At 66.7% G+C, this 19,643-nt stretch carries 20 protein-coding genes; 16 read left to right on the forward strand and 4 right to left on the reverse strand.

Annotated features, from left to right (window positions below):
• The 11 genes from VEC03_RS09925 to istB form a co-directional block, all read left to right on the forward strand.
• Nucleotides 1-2,909 (forward strand): excinuclease ABC subunit UvrA (locus VEC03_RS09925; protein ID WP_414708477.1); only part of this gene is annotated, 2,909 nt, incomplete at its 5' end.
• 136 nt (nucleotides 2,910-3,045) lie between these two features.
• Complete coding sequence (locus VEC03_RS09930) at nucleotides 3,046-4,092, forward strand: histone deacetylase family protein (RefSeq protein WP_324914780.1); 1,047 nt, start codon at nucleotides 3,046-3,048, stop codon at nucleotides 4,090-4,092.
• Between the two features lie 169 nt (nucleotides 4,093-4,261).
• Nucleotides 4,262-5,032 carry a gamma-glutamyl-gamma-aminobutyrate hydrolase family protein gene (locus VEC03_RS09935; protein WP_324914782.1) on the forward strand — a complete coding sequence of 257 codons (771 nt, stop codon included), beginning with the start codon at nucleotides 4,262-4,264 and terminating at the stop codon, nucleotides 5,030-5,032.
• Nucleotides 5,033-5,901: 869 nt separating this feature from the next.
• Nucleotides 5,902-6,222: a hypothetical protein gene (locus VEC03_RS09940; RefSeq protein ID WP_324914784.1), complete on the forward strand. Its 321-nt coding sequence runs from the start codon at nucleotides 5,902-5,904 to the stop codon at nucleotides 6,220-6,222.
• A 397-nt stretch (nucleotides 6,223-6,619) separates the two neighbouring features.
• Nucleotides 6,620-7,300: an HNH endonuclease gene (locus tag VEC03_RS09945; RefSeq protein WP_324914786.1), complete on the forward strand. Its 681-nt coding sequence runs from the start codon at nucleotides 6,620-6,622 to the stop codon at nucleotides 7,298-7,300.
• A gap of 113 nt (nucleotides 7,301-7,413) precedes the next feature.
• Nucleotides 7,414-7,968: a hypothetical protein gene (locus VEC03_RS09950; RefSeq protein WP_324914788.1), complete on the forward strand. Its 555-nt coding sequence runs from the start codon at nucleotides 7,414-7,416 to the stop codon at nucleotides 7,966-7,968.
• Between the two features lie 129 nt (nucleotides 7,969-8,097).
• On the forward strand, nucleotides 8,098-8,934 hold the full coding sequence (locus tag VEC03_RS09955) for a hypothetical protein (protein WP_324914790.1): 837 nt from the start codon (nucleotides 8,098-8,100) through the stop codon (nucleotides 8,932-8,934).
• Between the two features lie 131 nt (nucleotides 8,935-9,065).
• The gene (locus VEC03_RS09960; RefSeq protein WP_324914792.1) at nucleotides 9,066-9,989 is read left to right on the forward strand and encodes a hypothetical protein; all 924 of its coding nucleotides are present in this window, start codon (nucleotides 9,066-9,068) and stop codon (nucleotides 9,987-9,989) included.
• A gap of 151 nt (nucleotides 9,990-10,140) precedes the next feature.
• Entirely contained in the window at nucleotides 10,141-10,470 is a 330-nt protein-coding gene (locus VEC03_RS09965) for a DUF4145 domain-containing protein (RefSeq protein ID WP_324914794.1), read from the forward strand.
• Nucleotides 10,471-10,536: 66 nt separating this feature from the next.
• Nucleotides 10,537-11,544 (forward strand): IS21 family transposase, encoded by a 1,008-nt coding sequence (istA, locus tag VEC03_RS09970; protein ID WP_324914796.1) that lies wholly within the window; start codon nucleotides 10,537-10,539, stop codon nucleotides 11,542-11,544.
• Nucleotides 11,541-12,323: an IS21-like element helper ATPase IstB gene (istB, locus tag VEC03_RS09975; RefSeq protein WP_324914798.1), complete on the forward strand. Its 783-nt coding sequence runs from the start codon at nucleotides 11,541-11,543 to the stop codon at nucleotides 12,321-12,323. Before istA ends, istB begins: the two co-directional genes overlap by 4 nt.
• Nucleotides 12,324-12,799: 476 nt before the next feature.
• Here the strand turns inward: istB and VEC03_RS09980 are convergent, their stop codons facing one another.
• Nucleotides 12,800-13,192 carry a nuclear transport factor 2 family protein gene (locus VEC03_RS09980; protein ID WP_324914800.1) on the reverse strand — a complete coding sequence of 131 codons (393 nt, stop codon included), beginning with the start codon at nucleotides 13,190-13,192 and terminating at the stop codon, nucleotides 12,800-12,802.
• Nucleotides 13,193-13,310: 118 nt separating this feature from the next.
• On the opposite strand from VEC03_RS09980, the gene VEC03_RS09985 reads away from it, so the two are divergent.
• The 5 genes from VEC03_RS09985 to VEC03_RS10005 are packed head-to-tail and all read left to right on the forward strand — an operon-like array spanning nucleotide 13,311 to nucleotide 16,186.
• Nucleotides 13,311-13,967, forward strand: a complete 657-nt coding sequence (locus VEC03_RS09985) for a DUF4256 domain-containing protein (protein ID WP_324914802.1) — start codon at nucleotides 13,311-13,313, stop codon at nucleotides 13,965-13,967.
• A gap of 31 nt (nucleotides 13,968-13,998) precedes the next feature.
• Entirely contained in the window at nucleotides 13,999-14,412 is a 414-nt protein-coding gene (locus VEC03_RS09990) for a PPC domain-containing DNA-binding protein (RefSeq protein ID WP_324914803.1), read from the forward strand.
• 28 nt (nucleotides 14,413-14,440) lie between these two features.
• A complete protein-coding gene (locus VEC03_RS09995; RefSeq protein ID WP_324914805.1) occupies nucleotides 14,441-15,250 on the forward strand; it encodes a class I SAM-dependent methyltransferase in 810 nt (269 codons plus the stop codon).
• A 13-nt stretch (nucleotides 15,251-15,263) separates the two neighbouring features.
• The gene (locus VEC03_RS10000) at nucleotides 15,264-15,791 is read left to right on the forward strand and encodes an OsmC family protein (protein WP_324914807.1); all 528 of its coding nucleotides are present in this window, start codon (nucleotides 15,264-15,266) and stop codon (nucleotides 15,789-15,791) included.
• Nucleotides 15,788-16,186, forward strand: coding sequence for a VOC family protein (locus VEC03_RS10005; protein ID WP_324914809.1), 399 nt, complete (start codon nucleotides 15,788-15,790; stop codon nucleotides 16,184-16,186). Before VEC03_RS10000 ends, VEC03_RS10005 begins: the two co-directional genes overlap by 4 nt.
• 131 nt (nucleotides 16,187-16,317) lie before the next feature.
• Here the strand turns inward: VEC03_RS10005 and VEC03_RS10010 are convergent, their stop codons facing one another.
• From VEC03_RS10010 to VEC03_RS10020, 3 genes are all read right to left on the reverse strand, one after another.
• Nucleotides 16,318-17,106, reverse strand: coding sequence for an HAD-IIB family hydrolase (locus VEC03_RS10010; RefSeq protein ID WP_324914815.1), 789 nt, complete (start codon nucleotides 17,104-17,106; stop codon nucleotides 16,318-16,320).
• Between the two features lie 8 nt (nucleotides 17,107-17,114).
• Complete coding sequence (locus VEC03_RS10015; protein ID WP_324914811.1) at nucleotides 17,115-18,371, reverse strand: S41 family peptidase; 1,257 nt, start codon at nucleotides 18,369-18,371, stop codon at nucleotides 17,115-17,117.
• A 51-nt stretch (nucleotides 18,372-18,422) separates the two neighbouring features.
• On the reverse strand, nucleotides 18,423-19,643 hold a 1,221-nt coding region (locus VEC03_RS10020), incomplete at its 5' end, for a peptide chain release factor 3 (RefSeq protein ID WP_324914813.1).

Consider the following 19,643-nt stretch of genomic DNA (forward strand, 5'->3'; position numbering starts at 1 on the left):
AGCGGGTGGAAGAAGGGCGGCCCCTGCAGCTGGTGGCCAAGGCCCGGCGTGACGCGCAGAAGGTGCTGGACGAGTCGATCCGCATCGTCAACGCCCGGGAGCACAACCTGAAGTCGCTGGCGGTGGACATCCCGCGCGGCAAGTTCAGCGTCATCACCGGCGTCTCCGGCTCGGGCAAGTCGACGCTCGCCTTCGACATCCTGTTCAACGAGGGCCAGCGCCGCTACCTGGAATCGCTGAACGCCTATGCGCGCAGCATCGTGCAGCCGGCCGGCCGGCCGGAGGTCGATGCGGTGTACGGCATCCCGCCGACGGTGGCGATCGAGCAGCGCCTTTCGCGCGGCGGCCGCAAGTCGACGGTGGGCACCACCACCGAGGTCTGGCACTTCCTGCGCCTGCTCTACGTGAAGCTGGGCGTGCAGCACTGCGTGAACGACGGCGCCGAGGTGCGCCCGCAGACGCCCGACAGCATCGCCGCGCAAATCCTGCGGCGCTACCGCGGCCAGCACGTCGGCCTGCTGGCGCCGCTGGTGGTCAACCGCAAGGGCGTCTACACCGAGCTGGCCGAGTGGGCACGGGCGCGCCGCTACTCCCACCTGCGGGTGGACGGCAACTTCCTGCCCACCACCGGTTTCCCGCGCATCGACCGCTTCAAGGAACACACCATCGAGCTGCCGGTGTGCGACCTGGACGTGACGCCGGCCAACGAGGCGCTGCTGCGCGACAAGCTGGCCGAGGCGCTGGAGCACGGCAAGGGCGTGCTGCACCTGCTGGCGCCGCTGGACGGTCTGCGCGACGCCTTCGCCAACGGCACGGCGGAGCACCGCCACATCGGCCAGGTCGAGGTGTTCTCCACCCGGCGTGCCTGCCCGGTGTGCAGCACCAGCTACGCCGAACTGGACCCGCGCCTGTTTTCCTACAACAGCAAGCACGGCTGGTGCCCCGAGTGCGTGGGCACCGGCGTGCGGCTGACGCGCGAGCAGCGCAAGGCCTTCGACGACACCGTGCTGGGCGTGGACGCCAACAAGGGCCGCGAGCAGACCTTCGCCGAGCCCGAGGTGGAGGACCTTACCGACGAATGCTGTCCGGCCTGCCAGGGCACGCGGCTGAACGCGCAGGCGCGGGCGGTGAAGTTCGACGGCATCGGCATCGCCGACATCGCCGCGCTGTCGGTCACCGACGTGCGGCGCTGGGTCGAGCGCCTGCAGGGCACGGGCGGCCTGAGCGAGCGCGAGCAGGGCATCGCGCGCGACCTGATCCCGGAGATCCGCAGCCGGCTGGAGTTCCTGGAGGAGGTCGGCCTGGGCTACCTGACGCTGGACCGCGGCGCGCCCACGCTGTCGGGCGGCGAGGCGCAGCGCATCCGGCTGGCGGCGCAGCTCGGTTCCAACCTGCAGGGCGTCTGCTACGTGCTGGACGAGCCCACCATCGGCCTGCATGCGCGCGACAACCAGATCCTGCTGGACGCGCTGCACAAGCTGGGCGACAAGGGCAACACGCTGGTGGTGGTGGAGCACGACGAGGACACCATCCGCCGCGCCGACCACATCATCGACATCGGCCCGGGCGCCGGCAAGCGCGGTGGCCGCGTGATCGCGCAGGGCACGGCGCAGGAGCTGGTGGCCAGCGAGAATTCGCTGACCGGGCGCTACCTGCTGCATGCGATGCGGCATCCGCTGAAGGCGCGGCGGGAGATCGCCACTGACGCGTCATCCCCGCGCAGGCGGGGATCCAGTCCCGCCGTCGAGGAAGCACTGGATTCCCGCCTTCGCGGGAATGACGGAAAGAGCGGCGGGAATGACGCCGCAGAAGTCACCTTCCTCCACCTCCGCGGCGCCCACCTGCACAACCTGCGCGACGTCGACATCACGGTGCCCCTGCGCCGGCTGGTCGCCGTCACCGGCGTGTCCGGCTCCGGCAAGTCGACGCTGGCGCGAGACGTGCTGCTGCACAACGTGCAGGCGGCGGTGCAGCAGCGCAGCACCAAGGCCGGCCGCGACGCCGACGATCGCGGCAAGCACCCGGTGTGGAGCGGCTGCGAGGCACTGGACGGCTACCAGGTGATCGACCGTGTGCTGGAAGTCGACCAGACCCCGATCGGCAAGACGCCGCGCTCCTGCCCGGCCACCTACATCGGCTTCTGGGACACCATCCGCCGGCTGTTCGCCGACACCTTGGAAGCCAAGGCGCGCGGCTACGGCCCCGGGCGCTTCTCCTTCAACACCGGCGAGGGCCGCTGCCCGACCTGCGAAGGCCAGGGCGTGCGCACCATCGCGATGAGCTTCCTGCCTGACGTCAAGGTGCCCTGCGAGTCCTGCCACGGCGCCCGCTTCAACCCGGAGACGCTGGCCGTCACCTGGCGCGGCAAGAGCATCGGCGACGTGCTGCAGATGGAAGTGGACGAGGCCGTCGAGTTCTTCGCCTCCATGCCCAACGTCAGCCACCCGCTGCAGCTGCTCAAGGACGTGGGCCTGGGCTATCTGACCCTGGGCCAGCCCTCGCCCACGCTGTCGGGCGGCGAGGCGCAGCGCATCAAGCTGGTGACCGAGCTGTCCAAGGTGCGCGACGACATCACGCGCCGCGGCCAGAAGGCGCCGCACACGCTGTACGTGCTGGACGAACCCACGGTGGGACTGCACATGGCCGACGTCGAGAAGCTGATCCGCGTGCTGCACCGCCTGGTGGACGGCGGCCACAGCGTGGTGGTGATCGAGCACGACCTCGACGTCATCGCCGAAGCCGACTGGATCATCGACCTGGGCCCCGAAGGTGGCAACGCCGGCGGCGAAGTGGTCGCCGCGGCGCCGCCGGAGGAGGTGGTGCGGCTGGGGACGCACACGGGGAAGGCGCTGGAGGGGGTGCTGGCGCGCGGAGCGGCAGCGCCCGCGGAGCTCGTCCCTTCGAAGTAGGGCAGGGGCTTCGACCCTGGTCATTCCCGCGAAGGCGGGAATCCAGTCCTCCGCCCTGCCCAAGGGCCGCAGGCGCGTTGCACTGGGGCCCTCCGCCTTCGCGGCGGATGACGACAGGGTGCGCACAATCCCCCCAATGCACATCTTCTTCAACGATCGCCACGCCCGGCACCACGGCCGCCACGAGATGTTCCGCGGCGAGCTGGTGCCGTGCTTCGAGGTGCCGGCCCGCGCCGACTACGTGCTGCAGGAACTGCAGGCCCGCCAACTCGGCCCCATCGAATCGGCGCCGGAGGTCACGATCGACGTGCTCGCCCGCATCCACGCGCCGCGCTACCTCGACTTCCTTTCCACCGCCTGGGACGAGTGGGTGGCGCTCGATCCGAAGAACGCGGAGCGCGATGCGCTGCCCTCCTACTGGCCGATCCGCACCTTCCGCAGCGACGTGCTGCCGGCCAGCTTCCCGGCGCGCATGGGCCTGTTCTCCTTCGACGCCGGCTCGCCGATCACCTCCGGCACCTGGACGGCGGCGCGGCAGGGCGCCGCCTGCGCGGTGGCCGGCGCCAGGCACCTGCTGCAAGGCCATCGCAGCGCCTTCGTGCTGACGCGCCCGCCCGGCCACCACGCCGGGGCCGACTTCTTCGGCGGCTACTGCTTCCTCAATAACGCCGCCATCGCCGCACAGGTGCTGCGCGACGGCGGGCTGGACAAGGTGGCGGTGCTGGACATCGACTACCACCACGGCAACGGCACCCAGGCCATCTTCCACGAACGCGCCGACGTGTTCTTCGCCAGCGTGCACGGCGACCCGCACACCGAGTACCCGTACTACCTGGGCTACGCCGACGAGCGCGGCGCCGGCAAAGGCGAGGGCGCCAACCTGAACCTGCCGCTGCCGCGCGGCACCGGCTTCGACCGCTGGCACGAGGCGCTGGCCACGGCGCTGCGCACGATCGCGGACCACGGCGCGCAGGCCCTGGTCGTCTCGCTCGGCCTCGACACCTTCGAGGGCGACCCCATCGCCGGCTTCCACCTGCGCAGCCCCGACTACCTGCGCATCGGCGAGGACATCGCGGCGGCGGGCCTGCCCACGCTGTTCGTGTTCGAAGGCGGGTATGCGGTGGCGGAAGTGGGCGTCAACGCAGCCAACGTGCTGGACGGTTTCCAGCAGCTCGCGGGCTGAGGTCCGGCAGACCTTTACCCTGGTCATTCCCGCGAAGGCGGGAATCCAATGCTTCCTCCGAGCATCCGCTGAGCTTCCCGCTGAACCCATCCGGGAAGCCAGCGCCCGACGCCCGGACGCGCCACCCCGGCCGCCACCCGCCCGCGCCGCCCAGCGCGAGAATCCCGCCATGCCCGCCCCCGTGCCGCACAAGCCCCTTGTCTGGCTGCCGGCCTGCCATCGCCACCTGGACCTGTCGGACCCGGGCGGCTACACGGTGCTGGCCGACCGCTATGCCGCGGCCGTGTGCGAGCTCGGCATGCAGCCGGTGCTGTTCCCCATGGCCGGGGCCAACGACGTCAAGGACCTGCTGCCGCTGGTCGACGGCGTGCTGCTGACCGGCTCGCCCTCCAACGTCGACGCTAGCCACTTCGGCGCCAAGGCGCTGGACACCGACCTGCTGGACCCGCGCCGCGACGCGCTTACCATGGCGCTGGTGCGCACCGCGATCACCGAAGGCACGCCGCTGTTCGGCGTCTGCCGCGGGCTGCAGGAGATCAATGTCGCGCTCGGCGGCAGCTTGTACCAGCGCGTGCACGATGAGGCGGGCTTCCTGGACCATCGCGAGCCGGAGCACGAGGAACTGGAGGCGCAGTTCGCCGAGCGGCACGACGTGCTGCTGGCGCCGGGCAGCGCCTTCGAGCAGTGGGCCGGCGGCCCGCGCGCGCTGGTCAACTCGCTGCACGGGCAGGGGATCAGGAAGCTGGCCGAGGGACTCGCGGCCGAGGCCCACGCGCCTGACGGGCTGGTCGAAGGCGTGCGCGTGACGCGCGCGACCGCCTTCGCCTACGGCGTGCAATGGCACCCCGAGTGGCGCCATGCCGCCAACCCGTTCTACCAACGAACCCTGGAGGCCTTCGCCCAGGCGTGCCGCGAGCACAGCCAGCGGAGGGCGGTGTAAGGCGGCTCCCGGCGAGCGGGTTCCTTGCTGGGTGGCGCCAGCCACCGCATTCCCCGTCATTCCCGCGAAGGCGGGAATCCAGTGCGCCCGCCTTCAGCAGCCCCGCGGTCGCGCCCGCGAACGACGCCTGAATCGACCACCCGGCGGCGCGGCGGGCGGCACCTGACGTGGCTTCATGGTGTGGCGACCCCTGCGCGCTGACGCTTGCAGGGGCTTCCGCTTCCCGGGCGGCATAACTCGCTGCGCTCCTTCGTCGCTCCGCTCAAACAGATGCCGCCAGTCAGATCACGAACGCGCGCCTGCGGCGCGCTGCCCCAGGCCGGAGCCATTTCGCGGCGCCCCACAAATCAGCCCCGCCAGGCACCGCCCGCCGCGTGAGACCGGCGTGCGGGTGCGCACCTAAATCGACAGCTACCTGGGCGAGGTCTTCTGAACCCTGAAGAGACCCAGCGCTATATTCGGTCCACTAATCCGCCCGGATCGAATTGGAGCAAGCCTTCAGCTTTGGCGCGGGCGAGCAGTCAATTCGAGAGCCACGGGCAAGGCTCTGGCGGAGAGGAGATGGAGGGGCAGATGTCCTTGATCCAGCAGATTCGGCAGACACCACCTCAGGTGCCGAACTCGCGGGTTTCAGTTCCGGATCGGCGCAAGTGTGTATCCGACAGTCGTTGTCGGATAGCCAATTAGATCAACAACTTGCCGCACCTCCGATGAAGCTGTTATTCGGCAGGTGCGGGATTTCAGATCTGTTCATGTCGGGTTTGCGGCGCGCTGGTCGCTGCCTACATTACGTTAGCCCTCATCAAGTAACATCGTTTCGTATGGACCGCACAAGCCATCGAAGTCAAAGTTCCATCGAGCGAGTTCACGTGAAGAACGTGATGAATCCGCTCTTGTGGATCTGCGGCTTGGTATCGGCCCCCTCCGCGGTGGCTGTGGCTGCATCTTCTAACCCGTCCTGGGTGCCCATGACCCTCGCTACGGTGCCTGTCGGCGTGGCCTTGGCCGCCTATATCTATTTCATGTTCAAGGAACCAGATCGACTGCAATCGGAGGGGTACCAGCTACGGAAGCAGGCTCTGGAACTTATCGAGGAAAAGGGGAGCCTCGCAGTCATTGAGGCGACCACCATTGAGGTGATTTCCAATCCGGACTTGCCGGCTCTCACCGCGCCAGAGAAGGAAGCCTGATGAGAAAGGCTTATCTACTGGTTTTCTCGGATGCAACGGGCGGCAAGCCGGCAATCCGAGAGTGGCTAAACAAAGAAGGGGCGGTCATTCATTGGAGAACTGACTTGCCCCACTCGTTTTACGTAATCTCCGAAGCAAGCGCCAGCGAGCTCTCTCAATCCCTGCTGAACCATATTGGAAAGAAGGCCCGCTATCTTCTGACGGAAATCAGCGACAACCGACAGGGAATCCTGCCGAAAGAGACTTGGTACCTGCTTCGACATAAGCAGAGAGCCCCGCGGAATGAGGGCTAACAGGTCGTTCGACCCGGACGCCCGGCGGCGGTCCTTCGCTTCGCTCCGGCCCTCTTCACCGGTCGCCGGTCAATTCCGACGTTAGCCGGCAAAAGGAGACCTCTGTGGCACTGGAACAGGAACTCACGGACGCCCTGGTGCAGGGCTACTACGACGCCGGCAAAAAGGCAGGGTATTGGGGCCGCCGCTTTCTTCAAGCTGTTAAGCGCAATGGGGGGCTACCCACGGTGAAACGGATGCTGTTGCCACGCAACGAGCAGCAGCGCAAAGGGCTGGATGCTTTGCTGGAGGCTGGACACCCGGAGCTCACCGTTGAAGCCATCATCTTGCAGGACCGCTTCAAACCTCTCTTCTCGGCTACAGAGCTGCAGACCGCGGCTGAGCGCTTGGGCGCGTACTCGAAGAAGCTGAACCTTATAAAGATGAAGGGGCCGAGTCCGTTTCCCGATGAACTACCGCCCGGGCAGCAGTACGTTGAAGGCGCGAAGAAGTACGTCCGAGTCAACGCATACGAGCGTGACGCTAAGGCGCGAAAGGCCTGCATCTCTCACTATGGGGCTGTCTGCGTCGTGTGCAGCTTCTCCTTCGAGAAAACATATGGGCAGCTCGGGAAGGGTTTCATTCACGTGCATCATCTGAAGCCGCTTGCGCTCACCGACGGTGAGTACCAGATCGACCCCATCGCCGATCTACGACCGGTTTGCCCGAACTGCCACGCCATGCTGCATCAGGAGAATCCGCCGATGCCGGTCGAGGAACTCAAGGCCGCGCTGCATGCTGGCTAACAGGTCGTTCGACACGGACACACGCACCGGCAGGCCGCCGCGAGGCGCCCAGGTGATCGTGCACATCGCGGTGGCCTACCGGCGCGTGCCGGTCAACTTCGACGTTAGACCTCATGACCGAGCGTAACGTCCGCCGTAACAATGACCACGAGCTAGAGTTCGTTGACGGACCCGAGCTGGACTCCTATCTAGAGTCGATCGTCGCCTCCGTGGGCTGGGTGGTGGTCTACTTCAACTCACTCGAAGACCATGTCGCCGACTTCGTCCGAGAACTTGTGCTGCGCGACCCATACCAAGACGAACGCTTAGAGGTCTTCCTCTGCGAAATGGGGTACTCCGCCAAGTGTCGTGCGCTGGTGCAGTTGTATGGCCAGCTCGTCGAGGCAGGATCCGTCAAGATCTCGCATGCTGACACCCGCGCCGTGGAGACGATGCTCAAGGAGTGCGCGAGTAGGCGCAACGAGTATGCGCACGCTGACTGGATCGGAGTGCGCCGAGACAGCTATGTGCGCGTCAAGGCAGTCTCGAGCAAGACGGGCGTGACGCACCGCTATCGCAGGTTTGATATGTCGCGACTCGAGGCGGACGTGCAGTACATCAACAACGCTCGCTTCTCCTTGTGCGAGTTCCACGACAAAGTTCAAGACCAACTCTGGGGGCGCGAGTGAGGTCTAACGGGTCGTTCGACACGGGCACGCACCGGCAAGGCGCCGCGAGCCACGTGGTTGATCATGCGTCTCGCGGCGCCTTGCCGGTGCGTGCCGGTCAACTCCGACGTTAGCACTCACGGGAGCATCATGCCTGCACCGAGCACCTCAAGGAACCTGGTTCCAACTCTGGTCACCTCGATGGTGGTCCTCGTGCCCGTCACCTTCATCCTAGGTTTGGTCGTCGGCAACAGTCTGAAGGGCAATGGCGGTATGGCCGCCGACTCACTGTCATCTTGGCTGTCGGCCATCGCTACCGTTGCGATCGCGGTCCTCACCTTCGTTCTTGCCAAGGAGACTTGGTACCTGAGAGAGGCGCAGATTCAGCAGCTGATGGAGCTGAAGCGGGAAAACATCAGGCCCAATGTCGGTGTTCAATTGGAGAGCAGTCGTGTCGGCGTGAACTTTGTGAACGTGAAAATCGCCAATCTTGGAAAAGGCGTCGCACGAAAGGTGCAGTTCAAGTTCTTGGATCGGGTCGGAAGTGAGGTTGCGGAAGGATCCGACGTCGTCGTCGAGAAGTTTCGGAAGTTGGCGATGTTTCGCCAGGGGTTGCAGTCCCTGGGGATTGGTGAAGTGATTTCGAGCTTTGTGTTTAGCTTCATTGACCTGGGGACGGAACTAGGCGGCGAGGTCTTCAAACCCTTCCTCCACATCTCTGTGAGCTTTGAGGATGTAGAGGGGTACCAGTACTCGAACAGCTTCGCGGTCGATTTCGCGCAGTATGAGGGAATCTCCGAGCTGGGTAACGATCCCCTGAACGAGCTTGCATCAGAGGTCAAAAAGCTCAGCCAGAATTTCGGGGCAGTGCTAAGCCGCGGAAGGGGTCGGCTCGCTGTGGACGTCTTTTCCTCCACCGATCGAAATGAGGAAAGTGAGCGCGATCGCGCTCGCATGGAAGAGCGACGAAAGGCGGCCGGTGCCTGAGAGTGCTAACAGGTCGGACGACTCGGACACGTTGCGGCAAGGCGCCGCGAGGCGCCATCGAATATCCTGCACCTCGCGGCGCCTTTCCGCAACGTGCCGGTCCCCTTTACGTTGGACGGCGAGGAGAGAACGTGTCTCTGCTCCATGACATCCAAGGCTCGGTCGTCAAAGAGGACGCTGACCTCGGGCCCATTCTCTTGAAGCTGCGATTGCTAGCCGCGCGGCTTGGCAGCCAGCCACTCGCCGATTGGGTGAAGCACGAATCTGAAGGGTACCCCAAGGGCGTTGAAGTTCCGGACTATAGAGTGATGTCGGTGAGCTACACCGCGACCTTCTCTGGTCCCTTCGGCTCTGGAATCCAGAACGCGCCAATCTCACAATATCTCATTGAAAAGTTTGCTGGCAAGTCCTGGGTGCGGTACGAGATGCGCGACAGCATCGCCGCAGTTGACGATTTGCTGACTTCATCCGAGAGGGGTGGCGCTCTCCAGATCGAAGCGTCAAATCTCATACTGCTCCTTCAAGGGAAAGTCTATGAAGACTATGCCTGCAACTCGGTCACGGGAAGGATCTCTAGAGCGTCGCTAGCTGCGATCCGACACTCCGTTCGGAGCCGCGTTCTCGAGCTCACCATCGAACTGGAGAAATCCATTCCCGAGGCGTCGACCGTGGCGCTAGGCCCATCTTCAACTCCGACTGGCCAGCAATCCGCGGCCGCAACTCAGATCGCGCAGCAAATCATCTACGGCAACTTCACGTCGGTCGCCGCTTCGGGAGACGGTGCGCGAATCGCAATAAACATCGGTGAACGCGATGCACAGGGGCTTGCACGGTTTCTTGAGAGTTCGGGGCTTCCCGAAGCCGACGCCCAGGAACTCGCTCAGCTCGCGTCTGTTGAGGAGCCTGACAGTGCAGCCGAGCCCATGGGGCCAAAGGTTCGTGGGTGGCTGGTGGACAACATGAAGAAGGCCGCCAACGGGACGTGGAAGATGGGATTGGCTGTTGCGAACGACGTGATTAAGGAGGCGCTGCTCAAGTACTATGGTCTCAAGTAGCTCCCTTGCTGCCCGGACCTGCACGCCGTCTAACAGGTCGTTCGACGCGGACACACAGCGGCATTGCGCCGCGAGTCGTGCTTTTGTGCTTACACCTCGCGGCGGAATGCCGCTGCGTGCCGGTCATCTTCGACGTTAGCTGGCGCTTCGCATGCCGTTCGATCAGGAAGCCAAAGAGCGCGAGCAAGCCCTCATGGCGGAGTTGCAGCGTCAAACGGATCGCGGCGTTGCCATCATTGGGCTTGCCTGGATAGAGGAGGCGCTCCAAGCGGCGCTGCAGTCATTCTTAGAGGATCACAGGAAGGCGCGAGAACGGCTGTTTTCACCAAGCGGGGCACTTGGGACTCTCTCAGCCAAGATTGATCTAGCCCGCCTGCTGGGAATGATCACCTCTGTAATTTGGGATGATCTCCATACTCTGCGCAAGATCAGGAATGACTTCGCACATACTGCCCCTGCGAAGGTGTTAGCGACGATGTAAAACTGACCCACTGCGCCGGAGTAAATGTGACCCACCTGGGCGAGGATGGCGGCCTTTTGGCCGTCGATGTTGACCCAGGAGCAAGCAGTGGAGATACGTGTGATGGCCCGCAGGGGCGAGGGGATCAGGGAGATCGCAAGGCAGCTTGGCTGTTCGCGCAACACCGTGCGGCGGTACTTGCGTGAGGAGGATGCTCGCCGCTATGGGCCGAGGTCGCCGCGGGCGACCAAACTGGACCCATACATGGCCTACCTCGCCGGCCGGGTCGAGCAAGCGAAGCCGCGGTGGATTCCGGCGACGGTGCTGCTGCGGGAGATCGCCGAGCGCGGCTACGACGGCGGCATCAGCCAGCTCAAGGCCTGGCTGGCACCGCTGAAGCAAGGCGCGCCGGATCCGGTGGTGCGCTTCGAGACGCCGCCCGGCCAGCAGATGCAGGCTGACTTCACCTGGGTGCGCAAAGGCCGCGACCCGCTGGTGGCGTTCGTGGCGACGCTCGGCTACAGCCGTGCGAGCTATGTGAAGTTCGGCCGCAGCGAGGATCTGGAGGCGCTGCGCACGGGGCTGCGCGAGGCCTTCGACTTCTTCGGTGGCGTGCCGCAGCACGTCCTGTTCGACAACCCCAAGACCGTGGTCATCGACCGCGATGCCTACGGAGAGGGCCTGCACCGATGGAACGAAGGCCTGCGGCAGCTGGCCGAGGAATGCGGCTTCACCCCGCGGCTTTGCCGGCCGTACCGGGCCAAGACCAAGGGGAAAGTCGAGCGCTTCAACGGCTATCTCAAAGGCAGCTTCCTGGTGCCGCTGGCAGCGAGTCTGGGGGCCGCCGGCCTGAAGCTCACGCCGGAGATCGCCAACGCGCACGTGCGTCGCTGGCTCGACGACGTCGCCAACGTGCGGTTGCACGCGACCACCAAGGCCGTGCCGGCGACGCGCTTGGCCGAGGAGCAAGCGGTGATGCTGCCCGCGCCGACGCTGAGGGCGCCGCCCGCGCTGCCGGTGCGCGTGGCGATCCCGATCGAGAGCCTGCAGCACCCGTTGGCTGTGTACGACGAGCTGCTGGTGGTGGCGGCGTGAACCTGCAGCACCAACGAATCGCCGCTCTGTGCGAGCAACTCAAGATGGCCAGCCTGGCCGCGGAATGGCCGGCGCTGGCGCAGCAGGCCGCGCGGGATGAGGCGAGCTTCGCCGACTTCGTGGAGAAGCTGCTGCAATGCGAATCGGCCGCCCGCGAGCAGCGCAAGCGCTCGACGCTGATGAAGCTGGCCACGATGCCCGCGGTGAAGACGCTCGAGCAGTTCGACTGGGCGATCGGCAGCGGAGCGCCCAAGGCGCAGATCCAGGAGCTGGCGCACCTGACATTCGTCGAACGCGCGGAGAACGTGGTGCTGCTTGGCCCGAGCGGCGTGAGCAAGACCCACATCGCCCTGGCGCTGGCGCACCGCGCGGTGATGGCCGGACACAAGGTGCGATTCATCTCCGCGGCCGACATGATGCTGCAGCTCGCCGCCGCCAAATCCCAGGGCCGGCTAAAGGAATACTTCAACCGGGCGGTACTCGGGCCGAAGCTGCTGGTGGTGGACGAAATCGGCTATCTGCCCTTCGGGCGCGACGAAGCCACGCTGTTCTTCAACCTGGTGGCCAAGCGCTACGAGCGTGGCTCCATGGTCCTGACCAGCAATCTGCCGTTCACGCAATGGGCCACCGCCTTTGCTGACGACCAGACGCTGACAGCGGCGATGCTCGACCGCTTGCTGCACCACGCGCACATCGTGCAGGTCACCGGCGAGAGCTACCGCCTCAAGGACAAACGCAAGGCCGGCCAGGCGGCAAGGAGGGCAGTGCCCGTCGCATGACGGCCGGGGTGCCTCTCGGTAGCTCCGGGCTTCGCCCTGCGCGACCGAGAGACGGAAGTGAATGAACCCAGGTGGGTCAGATTTACTTCGGCGACCTTGCAGGAAGGTGGGTCAAATTTGAATCGGCGTTGACACGAAGGACAACTCAGTTCTTTCGTTACAGTCACCTTCGATGAGAGAGAAGTGCCTCTCTCTGAGTTGCGTGGCCCATGAGCACATCCAAGATCCTCGACAGGCTTTTGTTCGAGCATGTGCTGTGCTGAACGGGGACTTCTACATCCACTTGTACTTCGGCACCAAAGTTGCGGACGGAGGACGGATATTTGCTCCGATCGAAGAATCGGCAAGCAGGAGTACGAGCAATGGCAGCTAATGGGTTGTTCGACGCGGACACGGATCTTGCTTCGCGTTGATCGACTCTCTCACCTAGCAGAGACGAGGATCGATGGCCCTCCTTTATGAAGTCGCGATCAGGCTCACCGCCCCACCTTCACTGGCGTCTCCGTGTGCATCGCACACTGCCACTTCCCATCGACCTTGACCCAGGTCGAGGTGTCCGTCATGTGCTGCTCCGTTTCCTCCGACTTGCCGCGGGGCGAGAGCACCTGCTTCACCTGGTAGCTCAGGATCGCCGTGTCGTCGCCGAGGAAGGTGGCGTCCATGTCGCCGAGCTCGAAGCGCTTGATCACCATGCTGCCGTGCTCGGCCATCTGGCGGTAGGTCGCGTGGTCGAACTTCATGGCGCCGTGCGGGCTCACCATGAAGGCCGGCTCGGTCAGCATCCCCAGGGCCACGTCGGTCTGCTCGTCGACCATGGATTGCCAGAACTTCTTCTCCAGTTCGATCAACTGGCTGCGGTCTGCTTGCATGCGCGTTCTCCCATCAGGTCCGTTGCTGCCAGACTGCCACCGCGCGCCATGAGCGCTCATCGGGCCGCAGCGTGCCGCCGGGTCAGAGCGTTCCTACGACCGCCGTGCTGATCGTTCGTTGAGCCAGGCGCTCGGATCACGCCTGACCAGGCTTCCTATCATTCAGCTTCGTGTCCCGTCGCTGCGCGGCGGCCTCCCGTCCCAACAACAACGAACGCCAGCCACCACCATGAAGGCGCAAGAACGCGACGACCTGCTCGCCACCCTGAAGGCCCGCTTCGAGCAGAACATGCAGCGCCACCGCGGCATCGCCTGGGCCGATGTGCTGCAGCGACTGCAAAGCAACGCCAATGCCTTGAAGGCGCTCCGCGCGATGGAAGCGACGGGCGGAGAACCCGACGTGATCGGCTTCGACAAGGCCAGCGGCACCTTCACCTTCTGCGACTGCTCCCTCGAGAGCCCGGCCGGCCGCCGCAGCCTCTGCTATGACGCCGCTGCCCTCTATGCCCGCAAGGAGAACAAGCCGCAAGGCAGTGCCGTCGAGGCCGCGGCGGAGATGGGGATCGAACTGCTGACGGAAGCGCAGTACCGCGAGCTGCAGGCGCTCGGCGAGTTCGACCTCAAGACCTCGAGCTGGATCCGGACGCCCAACGATGTCCGCTCGCTCGGCGGTGCGCTCTTCTGCGATCGCCGCTACGGGCGGGTGTTCGTGTACCACAACGGGGCGCAGTCGTACTACGCGGCGCGCGGCTTCCGCGGCCGCCTCTCCGTGTGAGCACGGCACCCATGGTTGAGTCTCGAAAGCGATGAGCTACTGGCCGCTCCGACTCCATCCCGGCGACGACCTGCGCCGCTCGCTCGAGCAGGCGGTCGGCATCGACGCCGGTGCCTCGGCCTTCGTCGTGGCCGGCATCGGCAGCCTCTCCGATCCGCGCCTGCGGCTCGCGGGCGCCGAAACCGACACCGTGCTCGCCGGCCCGTGGGAGATCCTGAGCCTGTCGGGCAGCGTCTCGCCCGACGGCGCGCACCTGCACGTGGCGATTGCGGATGCGCAGGGGCGCGTGATCGGCGGCCACGTGGCCTACGGCAACGTGGTGCGGACCACGGCCGAGCTGCTGCTCATTTGCCTGCCTGATGGGCAGCTCGCGCGCGAGCTCGACCCGGCCACCGGCTTCAAGGAACTCGTGGTCCGACCTGCAGGACGGCCGGGACCGGCGTAGGCTGTGCGCCTGCACCGGAGGTCCTGCCGTGAACGCCAAGCCAGTCTCCGACACTTTCCAGCAGGGCGCTCCCTACGAACGCTACGTCGGCCGCTGGAGTCGGCGCGTCGCGCCCCTGTTCCTCGATTGGCTGGACCAGCGGCCGGCGCGGCGCTGGCTGGACGTGGGCTGCGGCACCGGCGCGCTGTGCGGGGCGATCCTTGATCGCTGCGCGCCCGCGTCGGTCACCGGCGTCGAGCCGTCGGAAGGATTCCTCCAGTTGGCGCGGCAGAACCTGGGCGATCGTGTCGAGCTGCGCCCGGGGAACGCGGCTGCGATTCCGCTGGAAACCGGATCGGTCGACGTGGTGGTGTCCGGCCTGGTGCTGAACTTCGTGCCGGACCCCGCGGCCGGGCTGGCCGAGATGGTGCGCGTGCTCGCCGGCGGCGGCACCGTCGCCGCCTATGTCTGGGACTACGCGGGAAAGATGGAGCTGATGCAGCACTTCTGGGCCGCGGCGACCGAACTGGACCCGGGGGCCGCCAGGCTCGACGAAGGTCCGCGTTTTCCGCTGTGCCATCCCGAAGCGCTGCAGTCGCTGTTTGCCGATGCCGGCTTGGCGGAGGTTGCGGTGCAGGCGATCGACATAGACACGCCGTTCACCAGCTTCGACGACTACTGGCAGCCTTTCCTGGGCGGGCAGGGGCCGGGCCCCGCTTATGCGATGTCGCTCGACGAGGCGGCGCGCACGCGCTTGCGCGATCGCCTGCGGCAGCGTTTGCCTGTCGCTGGCGACGGTTCGATTCCCCTGGCGGCGCGGGCGTGGGCGGTCCGCGGCCGCGCGGGCCCTCAACCATGAAGGAGAACCAACGATGCAAGCCGACGATCTGCGCGCCATCCAGACCCCGTTGAAGGAGCGCTACCGCGCGGAACCGGAAGCCGCCCTCATCACCTTGCGTGCGCAGGGCCGCCTCGGCGAGGGGGTCAGTTGCCGCATCGAGACCGGCAAGGCGCTGGTGACCGCCGGGCTGCACCCGGCCACGGGCGGAGCAGGCCAGGCGGCCTGCTCCGGCGACATGCTGCTCGAGGCCCTGGTCGCCTGCGCCGGCGTCACCTTGAATGCCGTGGCCACGGCGCTCGGCATCGAGCTGCGCGACGCGACGCTGCAGGCCGAAGGGGACCTCGACTTCCGCGGCACGCTGGGGCTGGCCAAGGACGTGCCGGTAGGCTTCCGCGCGATCCGCCTGCACATCACCCTGGACACCGACGCGCCGGAGGAGCAACTCGCCACGCTGCTGCGCCTGACCGAGCGTTACTGCGTCGTCTACCAGACGCTGGCGCATCCGCCGGCGCTGGCGGTCACGCGTACGATTGCGCCGCCCGAGCGCTTGCCGGCATGACGGCCATCCAGCTCGATCACGTCATCGTGCACGCGCACGACCGGGTTGCGTCGGCCCGGCGTCTCGCGGAACTGCTGGACGTGCCTTGGTCGGCCAACGGCGGCCCGGGGCCGTTCTCCGCGGTGTACGTCAGCGACACGCTGACGCTGGACTTCGACGAGATGGACGGGCCGTTCCCGGTCGGCCATTTCGCGTTCCAGGTATCGCCGGAGCGCTTCGGGCAGATCCTCGGCCGGTTGCAGGCGGCCGGCATTCCCTATCGCAGTTCGCCCGGCGGCCCGTTCGACCACAAGGTCGGCACGCATGGCGACGGGCAGCTGGTGTACTGGGAGGAGCCGGCCGGGCACATCTGGGAGATCCTGACGGTCAGCTATGCGCGGCGGAGTGGGCTGTGAGGGGGGAGACCGATCTGCGGCGATTGCGCCGTTGATGCGGACGCCCAACGCGCTGCGAAGGGCGGAGGTCTGGATCCCCGCCTTCGCGGGGATGACGAAGACAAGGGGATGACGGGGAACAGTCGGCCCGCTCAGCGCACCGCCAGCAGCGCCCGCGCCACTTCGGCGAACCCCGCCCCGCGCTCGCCTTCGGTCACGTACGCCGGTGGGTGCGTCAGCTGGTCGAGGAAGCGGCGGATGTTGGCCACGCCCGCGCTGTGGGGGAAGTGGGCGAACATCAGCACGTCGTTGGTGGAATCGCCGACGTAGGCCCAGCGGTCCAGCTGCGTTTCCAGGTCGGTGCCCAGCAGTTCGCGCACGATCCAGCGCGCGCCCTCCAGCTTGGAGTGGCTGCCGTACCAGCCGTTGACGTGGATGGAGCTGACGGTGGCGGTCATGCCCTCGGCCTGCATCAGGGCCACGACTTCGTCGATGCGCGCCTGCGGCAGCTGGGTGAACTCGCTGTGGTCGATGGCGATGTCGGTCTCGCGGCCGGCGCTGTCCTGCGCGCGGCGGGCGCCGGGGATCTCGCGTTCGATGCGCGCCAGCACCTGCTGCATGCGCGCGAAGTTGGCGGCGCGCTCGGCCTCGGGCTGCTGGTACAGCTTGCGCAGCTGGCCGTCCGCGCCGCGCACCAGCGCCACCGCGCCGTTCTCGGCCACGATGGCATCGACCGGCCAGGCCAGCGCGAAGGGCTCGCTCCAGCCCACCGGCCGGCCGGTGATCGGGATCACGTGCAGGCCGGCGTCGCGCAGCGCGCCCAGCGCGGCCAGCGCGTCGGGCGTGATCGCGCCCTCGGTGGTGAGGGTGTCGTCGATGTCGGTGAAGACGCCGAGGACGCCGCGGCGGGCGTCCCCGGGCCATTGGGCAAGGGGCGGGATCGAGTGGGTCAAGGCTGCAGGATGCGCCCGTTCCAGCCCGGCTGGAACATCGGCGAGTCGGCAGGGGGCGCCTCGGGCCGGTCCAGGAGCGACGGACGATCCGCCGATTGTTGCAGCACCGCGCTGGCCGCCAGCTGGCTGGCCGCGACCGGGCAGCGGCCGGTGTCGATGTGGGTGAGCGCGGCGGCCAGCAGCGGCTCCTCGGGCACACCCAGCGCCGTGCGCGGGTTCTCCTGCACGCGGCACTGCACCGGGAAGCCGGCCGTGTAGTCGCCGTAGCCCTGCGCGTTGTAGACCTGGAACTCGATCGGGAAGTAGGCCTGGCCGCAGTTGTCCTTGCGGTGGAAGCCATAGGGCTTGCCGCAGGTGCGGTCGCCCACCAGGATCACCTGCACGCCGATGCCGCGCAGGCTGTTGACGATGGACTCGCTGGCCGAGCAGGTCAGCTGCGAGGTCAGCACGTACACGCGCGGCAGGTTCAGCTGCGGCAGCGGGTGGTCGCGCCCGTAGGTGGTCTCCGCGGTCAGCACGCGGTTGCTGAAGTAGAAGGTGCCGGCCGCGCTCTCGGCCGTGCGGCGGGCGTTGTAGCGCACGCTCTCGAACACCTTCCCCTCGGCGGCCGGCCCGGCCACCATGGCGGCCGCGGCCTGCGCGATGTAGAGGAAGCCGCCGCCGTTGTAGCGCAGGTCCAGCACCAGGTCCTGGGTGCCGTCGTCGCGCAGGCTGCCGAAGGCGGCGATCAGCGCGTCCTGCGCCCCCTTGGAATGCTCGTTGAACAGCACGTAGCCGACCTTGCGGCCCGTGCCGCTCAGCAGCTTGCGCACCAGCGGCACCGGCTTGGTGCCCGAGTACGTGGCGACCACGCTGGCGCTGGCCGTGGCCAGGCCCTGCATCAGGTCGGCCGAGCGGGTGCTCATGCTGGTGGAGAAGCGGTCCAGCGACAGGCCGTCGGCGCCGGGCTCCCTGGCCAGCAGGGCGTCGAAGTAGGCCGGCAGGGTGCCGTAGTCGGCCGGCTCGACCTGCGGGATGCGGTCGTTCCAGAGGTACTTCTCGTCCATGTAGCTGCGCAGCCAGCGCTGCTGGTCCTCCAGCGAGCACATGCCGGCCAGCGACGAGGAATCCGGATAGAGGCCCTGGGAGACCGAGGCGGTGGCGAGGTCAGCGCTGCCGCCGCCTCCACCGCCACCGCAGGATGCCAGCAGGAGGGACAGGGACGCTGCGGCAAGGGCGGCTGCTGCGCGGCGCAGCGAGGGCAGGCGGGACACGGATCGGCTCCACGGTAGAGCCGCCGATTATTGTTGGGCTGCTCTGCCCCGTCAGTGCTGGAGCGTCAGCCCGGCGTGTTCGCGCAACGGATGGAAGTGGATTTTGGGAAATCGTTCCTGTGCCAGCCGCACGTCGTAGGGCGAAGTGCAAAGAAATGCCAGGGCATTGGCCGCATCCAGCGCCATCCGTTGCGGATATGCGTCGGTGAACTGGCGCAGCTCCTGCGGGGTGTCGGCCGTGATCCAGCGCGCCCCGGTGTAGGGGCAGCCTTCCAGCCGGATGTCGGCGTCGTACTCGGTCTTCAGGCGGTGCTGCACCACCTCGAACTGCAGCTGGCCGACCGCGCCCAGCAGCATGGCGCCGCCGGCCTGCGGGCGGAACACCTGGATCGCGCCTTCCTCGCCCAGCTGGGCCAGGCCCTGCTGCAGCTGCTTGGTGCGCAGCGGGTTCTTCAACAGCACGGTCATGAACATCTCGGGCGCGAAGAAGGGCAGGCCGGTGAACTGCAGGTTGGCGCCGTCGGTGATGGTGTCGCCCAGCTGCACCCCGCCGTGGGTGGTGAAGCCGATGATGTCGCCGGCGTAGGCCTCGTCCACCGCCTCGCGCCGCTGCGACAGGAAGGTGACCACCGAGGTCGGGCGCAGCTCCTTGCCGGTGCGCTGCACCTTCAGCTTCATGCCGGGCGTGTACTTGCCCGACGCCATCCGGACGAAGGCGATGCGGTCGCGGTGCGACGGATCCATGTTGGCCTGCACCTTGAACACGACGCCGGAGAACTGCTCTTCGTCGGGCTCCACGCGGCGGGTGGTCGACTGCCGCGGCGCGGGGGGCGGCGCTAGGTCGACCAGCGCATCCAGCACTTCCTGCACGCCGAAGTTGTTGACTGCCGAGCCGAAGAACACCGGCGTCTGCTTGGCCGCCAGGAACGCCTCCATGTCGAAGGCCGGCGCGGCTTCGGTCAGCAGCTCGATGTTCTGCTCGGCCAGTTCGAAGTCGTGGCCGAAACGCTGGCGCAGCGTGTCGGCTTCGGTCAGCGGTACCACCTCGTCTTCGGTCACGCGGTCTTCGCCGGCCTTGAACAGCCGCATGTTCTGCTGGCGCAGGTTGACGATGCCGGCAAACGCCTTGCCCTGCCCCACCGGCCAGGTCATCGGCACGCAGGGCATGCCGAGTTCGGCCTCGATCTCATCCAGCAGCGAGATCGGGTCGCGGCCTTCGCGGTCCATCTTGTTGACGAAGGTGAGGATGGGCGTGTCGCGCTGGCGGCACAC

Source organism: Ramlibacter sp. (genome assembly GCF_035627355.1).
Taxonomy (GTDB): Bacteria; Pseudomonadota; Gammaproteobacteria; order Burkholderiales; family Burkholderiaceae_C; genus Ramlibacter.